The 12522-nt window shown below is 66.9% G+C and carries 14 protein-coding genes and 1 pseudogene; 12 read left to right on the plus strand and 3 right to left on the minus strand.

Translation table 11 applies throughout. The annotated features are described in order from the left end of the window. Positions 1-506 (plus strand): annotated as a pseudogene (locus ACN4F8_RS20930) (argininosuccinate lyase); the annotation flags it as partial. 11 nt (positions 507-517) lie between these two features. Here ACN4F8_RS20930 and ACN4F8_RS20935 read toward each other — a convergent pair. Beyond that, positions 518-832, minus strand: coding sequence for a DUF4124 domain-containing protein (locus ACN4F8_RS20935; protein ID WP_419475343.1), 315 nt, complete (start codon positions 830-832; stop codon positions 518-520). A 66-nt stretch (positions 833-898) separates the two neighbouring features. Here ACN4F8_RS20935 and ACN4F8_RS20940 point away from each other — a divergent pair, with 66 nt between their 5' ends. Together ACN4F8_RS20940 and ACN4F8_RS20945 are read left to right on the plus strand one after the other, a co-directional pair. Further along, positions 899-2443: an AAA family ATPase gene (locus tag ACN4F8_RS20940; RefSeq protein WP_419475344.1), complete on the plus strand. Its 1545-nt coding sequence runs from the start codon at positions 899-901 to the stop codon at positions 2441-2443. Positions 2444-2551: 108 nt separating this feature from the next. After that, on the plus strand, positions 2552-3703 hold the full coding sequence (locus tag ACN4F8_RS20945) for an alpha-hydroxy acid oxidase (protein ID WP_419475345.1): 1152 nt from the start codon (positions 2552-2554) through the stop codon (positions 3701-3703). On the opposite strand, the gene ACN4F8_RS20950 is transcribed toward ACN4F8_RS20945, so the two are convergent. Beyond that, the gene (locus tag ACN4F8_RS20950) at positions 3704-4429 is read right to left on the minus strand and encodes an SIMPL domain-containing protein (RefSeq protein ID WP_419475346.1); all 726 of its coding nucleotides are present in this window, start codon (positions 4427-4429) and stop codon (positions 3704-3706) included. 64 nt (positions 4430-4493) lie between these two features. On the opposite strand from ACN4F8_RS20950, the gene ACN4F8_RS20955 reads away from it, so the two are divergent. From ACN4F8_RS20955 to ACN4F8_RS20970, 4 genes are all read left to right on the plus strand, one after another. Continuing rightward, positions 4494-5741 carry a Y-family DNA polymerase gene (locus ACN4F8_RS20955; RefSeq protein WP_419475377.1) on the plus strand — a complete coding sequence of 416 codons (1248 nt, stop codon included), beginning with the start codon at positions 4494-4496 and terminating at the stop codon, positions 5739-5741. A gap of 83 nt (positions 5742-5824) precedes the next feature. Continuing rightward, entirely contained in the window at positions 5825-6103 is a 279-nt protein-coding gene (locus ACN4F8_RS20960) for a hypothetical protein (RefSeq protein WP_419475347.1), read from the plus strand. Positions 6104-6158: 55 nt separating this feature from the next. Continuing rightward, positions 6159-7001, plus strand: a complete 843-nt coding sequence (locus ACN4F8_RS20965; protein WP_419475348.1) for an enoyl-CoA hydratase-related protein — start codon at positions 6159-6161, stop codon at positions 6999-7001. A gap of 9 nt (positions 7002-7010) precedes the next feature. Further along, entirely contained in the window at positions 7011-8072 is a 1062-nt protein-coding gene (locus tag ACN4F8_RS20970; protein ID WP_419475349.1) for a histone deacetylase family protein, read from the plus strand. Positions 8073-8119: 47 nt separating this feature from the next. Here ACN4F8_RS20970 and ACN4F8_RS20975 read toward each other — a convergent pair whose 3' ends face one another. Beyond that, positions 8120-8719 carry a ferritin-like domain-containing protein gene (locus ACN4F8_RS20975; protein ID WP_419475350.1) on the minus strand — a complete coding sequence of 200 codons (600 nt, stop codon included), beginning with the start codon at positions 8717-8719 and terminating at the stop codon, positions 8120-8122. A 228-nt stretch (positions 8720-8947) separates the two neighbouring features. Here ACN4F8_RS20975 and ACN4F8_RS20980 point away from each other — a divergent pair, with 228 nt between their 5' ends. The 5 genes from ACN4F8_RS20980 (at position 8948) to ACN4F8_RS21000 (ending at position 12502) form a co-directional block, all read left to right on the plus strand. Then, a complete protein-coding gene (locus ACN4F8_RS20980) occupies positions 8948-9895 on the plus strand; it encodes a DUF3034 family protein (RefSeq protein WP_419475351.1) in 948 nt (315 codons plus the stop codon). Between the two features lie 23 nt (positions 9896-9918). Continuing rightward, entirely contained in the window at positions 9919-10395 is a 477-nt protein-coding gene (locus tag ACN4F8_RS20985) for a group I truncated hemoglobin (RefSeq protein ID WP_419475352.1), read from the plus strand. A gap of 19 nt (positions 10396-10414) precedes the next feature. After that, complete coding sequence (locus ACN4F8_RS20990) at positions 10415-11071, plus strand: cupredoxin domain-containing protein (protein ID WP_419475353.1); 657 nt, start codon at positions 10415-10417, stop codon at positions 11069-11071. 68 nt (positions 11072-11139) lie between these two features. Then, positions 11140-11712, plus strand: a complete 573-nt coding sequence (locus ACN4F8_RS20995; RefSeq protein ID WP_419475354.1) for an RNA polymerase sigma factor — start codon at positions 11140-11142, stop codon at positions 11710-11712. 10 nt (positions 11713-11722) lie between these two features. Continuing rightward, entirely contained in the window at positions 11723-12502 is a 780-nt protein-coding gene (locus ACN4F8_RS21000) for an anti-sigma factor (protein WP_419475355.1), read from the plus strand. Positions 12503-12522: the final 20 nt, after the last annotated feature.

A 12522-nucleotide genomic window follows, 5' to 3' on the forward strand; every position in this document is an offset into this window, starting at 1 on the left:
ACCTCATGGGTCTGATCACGCTCATGAAAGGCCAGCCGCTGGCCTACAACAAGGACAACCAGGAAGACAAGGAGCCGCTGTTCGACACGGTGGACACCTTGAAGGACACGCTGCGCATCTTCGTGGAGATGGTGGGCGGTCAGCTCAACCCGGCCACCGGCGTGAAGGAAGGCGGCATCACGGTCAACGCCGTGGCCATGGAAGAAGCGGCCAAAAAGGGCTACGCCACCGCCACCGACCTGGCCGACTACCTGGTGAAGAAGGGCCTGCCGTTTCGCGACGCGCACGAAACTGTGGCCCACGCGGTGAAGGCTGCGGTGTCGCACAACTGCGACCTGTCCGAGCTGCCGCTGTCGGTGTTGCAGGGCTTCAATGCCAGCATCGAAAAAGACGTGTACGAGTGCCTCAGCCTGCGCGGCTCACTGAACGCCCGCAACACGCTGGGCGGCACGGCGCCCGCGCAAGTGCTGCACCAGATCGCACGCCACCGCAAGCGACTCGCCTGACTCGGGCTCAGTCAGTTGCAGTCGGGCTGCGGCACCTCGGTGCAGCGCTGAAAGGCCTCGGGCTTGAGGCCTCCGCCCACCAGGCGGTACTGGTCAAAACACGCTGCACTGGCGGCGTACTGGTGCCAGCGCGCCTCACAGACGGTGGTGCCGGGCGGCAGAGGTGTGCTGGCGGGCACCGCCCGGCTGGCGTAGCGCTGCGGCACATCGGCCCGTGCGCCGTAATAGACACGGCCGCCGTCATCGGTCCACCGGTAGAGCTCGGTGGACAAGGCAACACCTGATGCAGCCAGCGACAGCAACACGAGCAAGGTTTTGAGCTTCATGCCACCTGTGACTGCGCCGGCACGCACACGGTTCCGCCGTTCGTCTGCGACCTACACTGGCCTGCCATGACCGCAGCACAACCGGCCCTGATCACCGCCCTGCTGGAGCCAGCCCGCTACCCGCACCCGGTGCAGCGCGTGGCGCTGGTGGAAACGCACGGTGCCTGGGTGCTGCTGGCGGGGGACCACGCTTGCAAGATCAAGAAACCGGTGTGTCTGCCCTTCGTGGACTTCAGCACGCTCGACCTGCGCCGTGCGGCCTGCGAGGCCGAGGTGCGGCTCAACCGGCGCTTTGAAACCGTCGACCCAGCCACCCATCTGTACCTGGACGCCCTGCCCATCGTCGGCTCGGCCCACGCTCCCCGTTGGGGTGAGCCGGGGCGAGACGACGACAACGCCATCGAATGGGCGGTGCACATGCGCCGCTTCAACGAAGACCAGCGCCTGGACCACCTCTGCGCGCGCGGCGCCTTGAAGCCCGAACACCTGACCTCGCTGGCGCAGCGCATGGCCACGTTCCAGGCCACGTCTGCCGTGGCTTCACCCGATGGGCCGTGGGGACGGGCCAACGATGTGCTGGCCTTTGCGCGCGACAACCTCAACAGCTTGCGCGGCGGCCTGACCGGCGCCGACGATGCCGCGCAGGTCGATCGGCTCAGCCAGTGGACCGAATCGAGCGTCTCGCAACTGGCCACGCTGCTCGCGCAACGCCTGCGCGAGGGCCGTGTGCGCGAAGGCCACGGCGACCTGCACCTGGCCAACCTCGTGCTCATCGGCCACGAGGTCGTGCCGTTTGACGGCATCGAGTTCAACGACGCGCTGCGCTGGATCGATGTGGCCAGCGACATGGCCTTTGCCTGGATGGACCTGCTCGACCACGGCCAGCCTGGGCTGGCCAACGGCCTGCTCAGCGACTGGCTGGACGCCAGCGGTGACACCAGCGCACCCGACGTGTTGCCGTTCTTCGCGGTCTACCGGGCGCTGGTGCGCGCCAAGGTGGCGGTGATCCGCAGCACACAAGCGGGTGCCGACACGGACGCTTGCGCGAACGAGGCACGCAGCTACACCGCGCTGGCGCAGCGCATCGCGCAGCCAACCGCACCACAACTCGTCATCACCCATGGCCTCTCGGGCAGCGGCAAGACCTGGGCCTCCAGCCGCTGGCTGCAGGCCGAAGCCAGTGGCCGGGCGATTCGCCTGCGTTCCGACGTGGAGCGCAAACGCCTGCACGGCCTGAGCGCCACGCAGGCCAGCGGCTCGGGCCTGAACACCGGCCTGTACAGCCCGCAAGCGCACACCGACACCTACGCCCACCTGCTCGAGCGCGCACGGCACCTGCTGGAGAAAGGCTGGTCGGTGCTGGTGGACGCGGCCTTTCTGCGCCGCCACGAGCGCAAAGCCTTCGCCACGCTGGCGCAGGCGATCGGCTGTCCGTTCCACATCCTCGCCACCGAGGCCCCGCTGGCCGTGCTGCGCGAGCGCATCACCGCGCGCCAGGCGCACGGCGCCGACGCGTCGGAGGCTACCGTGGCCGTGCTGGAACAGCAACTGGGCTGGCTGGAGCCCTTGACCACCGATGAACGCTCACGCTGCCTGCCAGCGCCCGCCTGATACCCGCCCGAAAAAATTTCAATCCGCCCCGTCCTGCTTTCACAAGCCAACGATCGGGGGCACCGCTACCATCAGGCAGAGAGCTGCCCCAACAACACTGGAGACCCCATGACCGTCATCACCACCGTCGAAGACCTGCGCGTGCTCGCCCAGAAGCGCGTGCCACGCATGTTCTACGACTACGCCGACAGCGGCTCCTGGACCGAAGGCACCTACCGCGCCAACAGCGAGGACTTCCAGAAGATCAAGCTGCGCCAGCGCGTGGCGGTCAACATGGAAAACCGCAGCACCCGCAGCACCATGGTGGGCCAGGAGGTGGCGATGCCGGTGGCGATCGCGCCCACGGGCCTGACCGGCATGCAGCACGCCGACGGCGAAATCCTGGCCGCGCGCGCGGCGAAGAAGATGGGCATTCCGTTCACGCTCTCCACCATGAGCATCTGTTCCATCGAAGACGTGGCCCAGCACGCGGGCGAGGGTTTCTGGTTCCAGCTGTATGTGATGAAAGACCGCGCGTTCATCGAGCGCCTGATCGACCGCGCCAAGGCCGCCAAATGCGCGGCACTGGTGCTCACGCTCGATCTTCAGATCCTCGGCCAGCGCCACAAGGATTTGAAGAACGGCCTGTCGGCGCCGCCCAAGCTGACCATCGCCAACATGATCAACATCGCCAGCAAGCCGCGCTGGGCGATAGGCATGCTGGGCACAAAACGCAAGCAGTTCGGCAACATCGTCGGCCATGTGAGCGGCGTGGAGAACATGGGCAGCCTCAGCGAGTGGACCGCCAAACAGTTCGACCCGGCGCTCAACTGGGGCGACGTGGAGTGGATCAAGAAACGCTGGGGCGGCAAGCTGATTCTCAAAGGCATCCAGGACGTGGAAGACGCGAGGCTCTCGGTGGCCTCGGGCGCTGACGCGCTGATCGTGAGCAACCACGGCGGGCGCCAGCTCGACGGGGCGCAGAGCAGTATCGAGGCGCTGCCGGCCATCGTGGACACCGTGGGCAGCCAGATCGAGGTGCACATGGACGGCGGCATCCGCAGCGGGCAGGACGTCTTGAAGGCGCGTGCCCTGGGTGCACGCGGTGTCTACATCGGCCGCCCCATGCTCTACGGCCTGGGCGCCATGGGCGAAGAAGGCGTGTCCAAGTGCCTGCAGATCATCCACCGCGAGCTCGACCTCACCATGGCCTTCTGCGGTCACACCAACATCGAGACGGTGGACAAGAGCATCCTGCTGCCCGGCACTTTTCCCACCTGATCAGCGCAACTCGTATTCAAACGTGCTCACCACGCGCAGCCGCTTCATGCGCGAACTGCTGTCGTCGAAGTCGTTCCCGTCGTCACCCGTGATGCGGATCACGCCCTGGTTGGCGTTCTTCAGCGGGCCGAGTTCGGCGCCGGCTTCCGCCGCGAACTTGTCGGCCTGCTCGCGCGCGTTGCGCGTGGCTTCGGCCAGCAGCGGGGCCTTGATGTCGTTGAAACCACGCAACTGAAAGCGCGGGCCGCTGCGGCCGCCTTCGTTCTCGCCACCGAGCTGCACACCGGCCTGGATCAGCGGGTCCACCGCGCGGGCGGCGGCCTCCACCTCGGCCACGCGGGCCGACTTCACCAGCACCTGGCCGGTGCCGTTGAAGCGGAACGGCTGGTTGCCCTGTGCGTACTCGCGGGTGAACAGGTCTTGCACCTGCAACGGCTTGGCCTCCACCTCGGCGTCGGTGAAACCGCGCTGCTTCAAGAAGGCCGCCACCTTGTCGCGGTCGCCGGCCAGGGCCTGCTGCACGCCACCAAAGTCGTTGCCCGCGCGGCGGAACGACAGCGTCCACACGGCAAAGTCACTCTCCACGTCTTTCTCGGCCAGGCCCTTGACCGTGACCGAGCGGTCCGACATGCGAAAACGCTCCAGGCCCTGGCTCACGGCGAAGCCGGCCACAGCGATGCCGGCGGCGATCAACAGGGCGGTGACGAGACGCGAAAGGGTGTTCATGAAAAGTCCTCCACAAGGCTTGTGCGAGCCGGTGGCCAGCATCTCGCGCGATGGTAATCCCGCTATGCTCAAGCGCGTGCAAGCCCCACCCGACCCGACCCTGCCGAGACGCATTGCGCACCTGGACATGGACGCGTTTTTCGCGTCGGTGGAGTTGCTGCGCTACCCGCAGCTCAAGGGCCTGCCGGTGGTGATTGGCGGTGGCCGGCGGCGCGAAGACGACCTGCTGCAACGCCTGCGCGAGGCCTACCCCGAGCGCGAATGGGCCACCGACAGCCTGGACCACATTCCGGTCGATTTCTTTCCGCGCCTGGCCGGCTACACCGGGCGCGGCGTGGCCACCACCGCCACCTACGCGGCGCGCCAGTTCGGCGTGGGCTCGGCCATGGGGCTGATGAAAGCCGCCAAGCTGTGCCCGCAGGCGATCCTGCTGCCGGTGGACTTTGAGGAGGTGCGCCGCATCTCGCGCCTGTTCAAGAGCACCATCCGCGAGATCGCGCCGGTGGTGGAAGACCGGGGGGTGGACGAGGTCTACATCGACTTCACCCACGTGCCCGGTGGCCAGCGCGAAGGTGGGCGCGTGCTCGCGCGGCTGATCCAGAAAAGCATCTTCCAGGCCACGGGGCTCACCTGTTCCATCGGCGTGGCCCCCAACAAGCTCATCGCCAAGATGGCCAGCGAATTCAAGAAGCCCAACGGCATCAGCATCGTGCAGACCGACGATCTGCAAACGCTGATCTGGCCGCTGCCCTGCCGCAAGATCAACGGCGTAGGCCCCAAGGCCGACGCCAAGCTGCAGGGTCACGGCATCCACACCATCGGCGAACTGGCACAACGCGAGCGCGGCTGGTTGATGGAACACTTCGGCAAGAGCTACGGCGCCTGGCTGTTTGATGTGTCCTGGGGCCGCGATGAGCGCCCGGTGCAGACCGAGAGCGAACCGGTGAGCATGAGCCGCGAGACCACCTTCGAGCGCGACCTGCACGCCGTGCGCGACCGCGCCGAGCTCGGTGCCATCTTCACGCGGCTGTGCGAGCAAGTGGCGGGCGACCTCGGCAACAAGGGCTACGCAGGCAAGACCATCGGCATCAAGCTGCGCTACGACAACTTCCAGAGCGTCACGCGCGACGTGACCCTGGATCACTTCACCGCCGACCCCGCCACCATCCGCCGCCAGGCCGGCCTGTGCCTCAAGCGGGTGGACCTCTCCCGGCGCATCCGCCTGCTGGGCGTTCGCGTGGGCTCCCTGGTCAAGGCGACCGACATCGACTCGCCTTCAGAGCCCGTTGCAGAAGCGGACCAGCTGTTCTGAAGAATCGCGTCGGTTGACGGGCACTGACGTCAAACTTACATTGACAGAACCCGGATGTCAGCCGGATTCCCGAGGTGTCTGCCATGCATCTTTTCATGAGCCTGGGTGAACTGGAGCGCATCAAGCGCTGGCACGTGGCGCACCGCCAGGAGCACCCGCTGGAATACCAGCTGTGGGACGGGGTGCTCACCTTGTGGCTCATGGGCTGGGTGGGCTGCCTGCCCGTCGTGATCATGGAGACCCTGTGGCTTCTGCCCTTGTGTCTGGTCGGCATCTGGGCGCCGGGCCTGTACGTGCGCTGGCGCCAGCGGGTACACGCGGCGCAACGCCTGCGCTGCGACTGGATCGATCTGGCCAACTGAGCGCGTCCGCCCCGGGACAGGCCGCGGTGCTCAGGGCGGATTACAGTGATTCACCATGAACACACCCACCTGCTTTTCGCTCGACACCGCCGACCATGTTGCCCATTTGGTGATGAGCCGCCCGGCCGAGCTCAACACCATGAACCCGACCTTCTGGCGCGAGCTCGACGAGGTGTTGACCCAGCTGCACAACGAAGGCACCGCGCGCGCTCTGGTCATCAGCAGCACCGGCAAACACTTCAGCGCCGGCATGTCGCTCGACACCTTCGCGGGCGCTATTCAAATGAACGACCAGAGCCCGGAAGGCCGCGCCGCCATCTTCGACCTGCTCACCGACATGCAGGCCACCTTCACCAAGCTGGAGAACTTGCGCGTGCCGGTGATCTGCGCCATCCAGGGCGGCTGCATCGGCGGCGCGGTCGACATGGTCACCGCCGCCTGCATCCGCTATGCGAGCGCCGACGCCTTCTTCTGCATCCAGGAAATCAACATCGGCATGGTGGCCGACGTGGGCACGCTGCAGCGCCTGCCCAAGCTGATCCCGCTGGCGGTGGTGAAGGAGCTGGCCTACACCGGCCGCCGTCTGCCAGCCAGCAAGGCGCTGGGCCACGGCCTGGTCAACGAAGTGTTCGACACGCACGAGGCCACGGTGGCCGCGGCGCTGCAGTGCGCCCAAGAGATCGCGTCCAAACCGCCGGTGGCGATCTGGGGTACGAAGCAGGCCGTGAACTACGCACGCGACCATTCGGTGGAAGACAGCCTGCGCCAGATGGGCTGGCTGCAGGGCGCGGTGTGGAGCAACGCGCATGTGCGCGAGGCGATCGCGGCGATGAAGGAGAAGCGTGCGGGTGAGTTCACGCCGCTGTCGGCGCTGCAATCGTTCAAGGCGTTGGGCTGAGCCTCCGCCGTGAAAACCTTTCACAACCCCCACCACGCTGCCCACGCTGGTCAGCACGAGATGTTTCGCGGTCGCATGGTGCCGTGCCACGAGGTGCCGGCGCGTCTGGACTTTGTGCTGGCCGAGCTGCAGCGCCGCCCGCTCGGTGCCCTGCAAATACCCGAGGTGGACGACGCCGCGCTGGACGCTGCCATCGGCCGTGTGCACAGCGCGCGCTATCTGGACTTTTTGCGCGGCGCCTGGGCCGAATGGGTGGCCATGGACCCGGGCAATGCCGAGCGCGACGCCCTGCCCTCGGTGTGGCCGCTGCCCAACCGCCACGGCTTTCGTAACGATGTGTTGCCCACCAACTTTGCAGCACGCCTGGGTCTCTTCAGTTTTGATTCCGGATCACCGCTCACGGCGGGCACCTGGGCTGCGGTGCGCAGCGGCGCGGCCTGCGCGCTGGCGGCGGCGCAAGACGTGGCGGCGGGCGCTCGCAGTGCGTTTGCACTCTCGCGCCCACCGGGCCACCACGCGGGGCCCGATTTTCTGGGGGGCTACTGCTTTCTGAACAACGCCGCGATTGCCGCGCAGTCACTGCGCGATGTGGGCCATGCCAAGGTGGCGGTGCTCGACGTGGACTACCACCACGGCAACGGCACGCAGACCATCTTTTACGAGCGCGCCGATGTGTTGACGGTTTCCCTCCACGGCGACCCCGCCACCGAGTACCCGTTTTTTCTGGGTCATGCGGATGAACGTGGTGCGGGCGCTGGCGAAGGTTTCAACCTGAACCTGCCGCTGCCGCGCGGCACTGGCTTTGACACCTGGCGTGAGGCGCTGGCCACTGCGGTGCAAGCGGTCCGGCAATTTGGCGCAACGGCCCTGGTCGTCCCCATGGGGCTGGACACGTTCGAGGGCGATCCGATCTCGGGTTTCACCTTGAAGAGCGCCGACTACTTCACCGTGGGCGAAATCCTGGCGGGTGCCGGTCTGCCCACGGTGTTCACGTTCGAAGGCGGCTATGCGGTGGACGCCGTGGGCACCAACGCGGTGAACCTGCTGGAAGGCTTCCAGCAGGCCGCCTGATCAGGCGCCGACCCTTCGACAGGCTCAGGGCGATCGGCTCTTTCGGCTCAGGCGCCGAAAGAGAGGGCGCCGGGGGGCAGCGGGCGGCCCAGGGCGCTGGTGAGCACGGTGTAGTGCATGGTCTCATCAGCCGCCAGGCGCGCGGCCACCTTGGCCAGCTCGCGGTCACCCAGCGCAGGGATCACGCTCAGGTAGGCGTTGGTCGCGCCCAGTTCCAGGCGGGCGGCAAGGTCCAGCACATCGGCCTGGCTCTTGAGTGTGGCGGCGTTGAGCGACCTGGCGTAGTCCTCCAGCTTCATCTCGGCCACCGGCTTGCCGCCGAGCTTCTGGATGGTGGCGATCAGCGCGTCGCGGTGGGTCTTGTGGTGGCCCTGGAACTGCACCGCGACATCCAGCACCGGCTTTTGCAGCAGGCCGCTGGCGGCGCCGAGCTGGTAGGCGTTGATGGCTTCGTGTTCCAGGCCGAGTGCCACGTTGAGGATGCCCACGTCTTTGGACATGTCCATCTTCTGCCCGTGGTTGGCGGCCAGCACTTCCCGACCAGCCAGCAGGGCCACGGCGGCAGCAGAGAGCACGCCACCGCTGCGCATGAAGCCGCGGCGCGATGCGGGAGAGATCAGGGAGTCGGGGGTCTTGGTGTTGTTCATGGAGAGATCCTTGGGTTGGGTGGGGCAATCAGCTGTCCATCGGCACAAGGCCTCGTGACAACCGTCACGTTGAATACGCCCACCATCGCGTTTGTGGATTCACAAAGCCCGCCGGTCGCGCAGGGGTTTTGTCGCTTGAATCCATTTCGAACGGCCGCGCGTATCCAGAGAGTCAGGCTCCACCGTCCCTTCACCGGGAATCCCGTCAACACCCACGGTCCATTCACCATGCCCATCCTGAAAACCTCCCCCTCCCGCACAGCAGCGCGCCTGCTGCCCCTGGCCGCAGCCGTCGCGTTGCTGACCACCGTTCCCGCGCACGCCGACACCGGCAAGCTGCTGCTCACCGGCGGTGTGAGCAGCGTCGAAGGCGCCGCCGGTGGCGGCATCTCGCCCTGGGCCGTGATCGGCAGCCAGGCCACCGAAGGCGAAGTGGGCGTGTCGGCCTACGCCAGCCGCGCCGTCACGCGGGACTACGGCCTCACCGCCTACGGTGTGGCCGTGGGCATCCACGACCGGGTTGAACTCTCGTTGGGTCACCAGAACTTCGACACCGGTGTCACCGGCACGGCGCTGGGCCTGCCGGGTCTGCGCCTGAAGCAGGACATCGTGGGCGCCAAGGTGCGCGTGGCCGGCGACGCCGTGCTCGACAGCGACAGCCTGATGCCGCAGATCGCGGTGGGCGTGCAGTTCAAACGCCTGCAGTCTTCTGGCCTGGACGGCACACTCACGGCACTGGGCGCCAAACGCAGCGGCACCGACGTGTACGTGAGTGCCACCAAGCTGTTCCTCGCCCAGGGCATCCTGGTCAACGGCACGCTGCGCGCCACCAAGGCCAACCAGGGCGGTCTGCTGGGCTTTGGCGCCACGCTGGGCGGTGCCGACAACAGCTACGAGTTGCAGCCCGAGTTCTCGGTGGCGTACCTGATCAGCAGCAAGCTGGCCGTGGGCTTCGAATACCGCGGCATGCCCAACAAACTGCAGCGCGCCGGCCAGGCTGCAGGCCTGAGCGATGGCCTGCGCGCCGACGACTGGAAAGACATCTTCATCGCCTACGCACCGAGCAAAAACGTCTCGCTCACCGCCGCCTATGTGGACCTGGGCCGCATCGTGCCGGCCACCACCAGCGGACGCAAGCAGACCGGCGTGTACGTCTCGGCCCAGATCGCTTTCTAAACCCCCTACCTGTGAGTCTCATCATGAAAAACCTCATCACCTCCACCGCCCTCACCTTGCTGGCCCTGGCCAGCGGCGCCACGCTCGCCCAGTCCATGCAACCCGCGCCCACCGCCGCCAGCGCCTACCCGGTGGCCCCGGCAGCGGGCCTCTACCAGGCTTTCGGCGAAGAGGCCGGCATCCGCAGCCTCATGGACGATTTCGTGGTGCGCCTCAAAGCCGACCCACGCATCGGCGAGCAATTCAAGGACACCAACCTGACCAACCTGGCCAAGTCCCTGAGCGACCAGCTCTGCCAGCTCTCGGGCGGTCCCTGCGTCTACAAGGGTCCCGACATGAAGACCGCACACGCCCAGCGCGACACCACCCGCGCGCAGTTCAACGCACTCGTCGAAGTGCTGCAGCAAAGCATGAACGCACGCGGCATTCCGTTCACCCGCCAGAACCAGATGCTCGCGCTGCTGGCGCCCATGCACCGCGACGTGGTCACTGTTCGCTGAAACATCGCCGAAGCCGACCATGACACGCTCGAACACCGCCGCCTGGCTGATCGCCACCGCCCTGTTGCCCCTAGCTGCACAAGCCGCCACCGTGCAGGTGACGGTGCTCGGGCGCGATGGCAAACCCCTGGCCGACGCGGTGGTGGTCATCGAGCCCGGCGCTGGCGCCAGACCGGCAGCACCGGCACCGGTGTCTGCCGTCATCAACCAGCAGAAGATGCAGTTCCTGCCCGCCACCACCGTGTTGCCGGTGGGCTCGAAAGTGACCTTCACCAATCTCGACAGCTGGGAACACCATGTGCGGGGCACACCCGCCGGCCTGGCCTCGCTGAACCCGGGCACCCAGCCCGGCTTCGAGCTGCGCCTGGACGGCAAAGCCGAAGGCAAGGAGCCGTCCAGCGCCGATGTGACGCTGAGCAAGGCGGGCGCGGTGCAGCTCGGCTGCCACCTGCACGGCTCCATGCGCGGCTTCATCTTCGTGGCCGATTCCCCCTGGACGCTGCAGACCGACGCCAACGGCATGGCCACGGTGCAAGGCGTGCCCGAGGGCGCTGCCAAGGTGCGCGTGGTCCATGCCGACCAGCTCATCGAAGCGCCGCCCATGGCGATCAACATCACGCCGGTCACGGCCCTGAGCCTGCCCACACAAGTGCAGCCGCGTCGGCGCCGGCCGTGAACATGCCGCCCGCTTTCCACCAAGCCCCGGCGTGGGCATGGGGCAAGCAGGTACCGCACAATGCCCGCATGAGCGCACAACCCGATGACCTTCTCATGGCCTTGATCGACCGCGTGGCCCAACGCGACGAAATCGCCCTCAAAGCCCTCTACGACCTGACCTCATCGAAGTTGTATGGCCTGTCCATGCGCGTGGTGGGCAAAAGCGAATGGGCCGAAGACGCGCTGCAGGAAACCTTTCTGCAGGTCTGGCGCAGCGCCGGCGACTACCGCGCAACCTTGAGCCCACCCATGGCCTGGCTCGGCCTGATCGTGCGCAGCCGCTCGCTCGACTGCTTGCGCCGACGCAGTGCCGAGCGCGCCCACCTCACCGACGAAATCGACGATGCGATGGCGGACACGGTGGAGGGCGATTCGCCCAATCCGATGGACACCACCCTGGCCAGCCAGCAGGCCTGGGCGCTGCACCAGTGCCTGGCCAAGCTGGAAAACCGCCAGCGCGAGGTGGTGAGCCTGGCCTACCTGCGCGACCTCAGCCACAGCGAACTGGCCGAACAGCTCAGCCTGCCGCTGGGCACCGTGAAAACCTGGATCCGCCGCGGGCTCGACCAGTTGCGCACCTGCATGTCGCGCTTCGCGTGAAAAGACGGCCATGAACCTGATCCATCACCCCGAACTGCTCGACAAACTCGCCGCAGCCCATGCGCTGGGCACCTTGCGCGGTGGCGCCCGCCGCCGCTTTGAAGCCATGGCACGCGAACAAGCCCCGGTGCGCGCCGCCGCTCTGGTGTGGCAGAGCCGCGTGGCCAGCATGAACGAACTGCAGACACCGCAGCCACCCGCGCCAGCCGTGTGGACGCGCATTGAAAACCTGGTGCAGGGCGACAGCCAGCAGCAGGCCATGGCCGCCGCGCGCGCACAAGCCACGAAGCCGCAGGCCACCGGCTGGTTGCGCAGCCTGGCGCTTTGGCGCGGAGCCACCGCCGCCGGTGCACTCGCCACCGTGTTCGCACTCGTCACCGCCGTGGGTTTGCGCGACAACCTCGGTGCACAGATCAACGAACTGCAGGCCAGGCTCTCGGCCACACCGCAGATCGAATACGTGGCCGTGCTCAACGACGACCAGGCCAGCGCCTCGATGCTGGTGACGTTTGATCCCAAGAACGGCAAGCTCACGCTCCAACGCGTGGGCGGTTTCCAGGAAGCGAGCGACAAGTCGCTGCAACTCTGGGCCCTGCCGCCCTCAGGCGGACCCCGCTCGCTGGGTGTGCTGAGTCAGGAACGCCTGCTGCAGCTCACGGCCGGCGTGGGCGACGTGCGCGAAGTGCCCACGCTCGCCATCAGCCTGGAGCCCAAGGGCGGTGTGCCGAGCGAACGCGGCCCGACCGGTCCGGTGCTGTTCAAGGGTACGCTGATTCAGAAGATGATCTGAAGATCAACTCAACGTTCGCG

The sequence above is a fragment of the Hydrogenophaga sp. genome, assembly GCF_048549895.1.
GTDB lineage: Bacteria > Pseudomonadota > Gammaproteobacteria > Burkholderiales > Burkholderiaceae_C > Hydrogenophaga.

Excerpts from the sequence above, each read along its gene's own strand:
- ACN4F8_RS20965 (WP_419475348.1), top strand. The coding sequence starts at position 6,159 with ATGAACACACCCACCTGCTTTTCGCTCGACACCGCCGACCATGTTGCC.
- ACN4F8_RS20955 (WP_419475377.1), top strand. The coding sequence starts at position 4,494 with ATGCTCAAGCGCGTGCAAGCCCCACCCGACCCGACCCTGCCGAGACGC.
- ACN4F8_RS20980 (WP_419475351.1), top strand. The coding sequence starts at position 8,948 with ATGCCCATCCTGAAAACCTCCCCCTCCCGCACAGCAGCGCGCCTGCTG.
- ACN4F8_RS20990 (WP_419475353.1), top strand. The coding sequence starts at position 10,415 with ATGACACGCTCGAACACCGCCGCCTGGCTGATCGCCACCGCCCTGTTG.
- ACN4F8_RS20975 (WP_419475350.1), bottom strand. The coding sequence starts at position 8,719 with ATGAACAACACCAAGACCCCCGACTCCCTGATCTCTCCCGCATCGCGC.
- ACN4F8_RS21000 (WP_419475355.1), top strand. The coding sequence starts at position 11,723 with ATGAACCTGATCCATCACCCCGAACTGCTCGACAAACTCGCCGCAGCC.
- ACN4F8_RS20995 (WP_419475354.1), top strand. The coding sequence starts at position 11,140 with ATGAGCGCACAACCCGATGACCTTCTCATGGCCTTGATCGACCGCGTG.
- ACN4F8_RS20985 (WP_419475352.1), top strand. The coding sequence starts at position 9,919 with ATGAAAAACCTCATCACCTCCACCGCCCTCACCTTGCTGGCCCTGGCC.
- ACN4F8_RS20945 (WP_419475345.1), top strand. The coding sequence starts at position 2,552 with ATGACCGTCATCACCACCGTCGAAGACCTGCGCGTGCTCGCCCAGAAG.
- ACN4F8_RS20935 (WP_419475343.1), bottom strand. The coding sequence starts at position 832 with ATGAAGCTCAAAACCTTGCTCGTGTTGCTGTCGCTGGCTGCATCAGGT.
- ACN4F8_RS20940 (WP_419475344.1), top strand. The coding sequence starts at position 899 with ATGACCGCAGCACAACCGGCCCTGATCACCGCCCTGCTGGAGCCAGCC.
- ACN4F8_RS20950 (WP_419475346.1), bottom strand. The coding sequence starts at position 4,429 with ATGAACACCCTTTCGCGTCTCGTCACCGCCCTGTTGATCGCCGCCGGC.
- ACN4F8_RS20960 (WP_419475347.1), top strand. The coding sequence starts at position 5,825 with ATGCATCTTTTCATGAGCCTGGGTGAACTGGAGCGCATCAAGCGCTGG.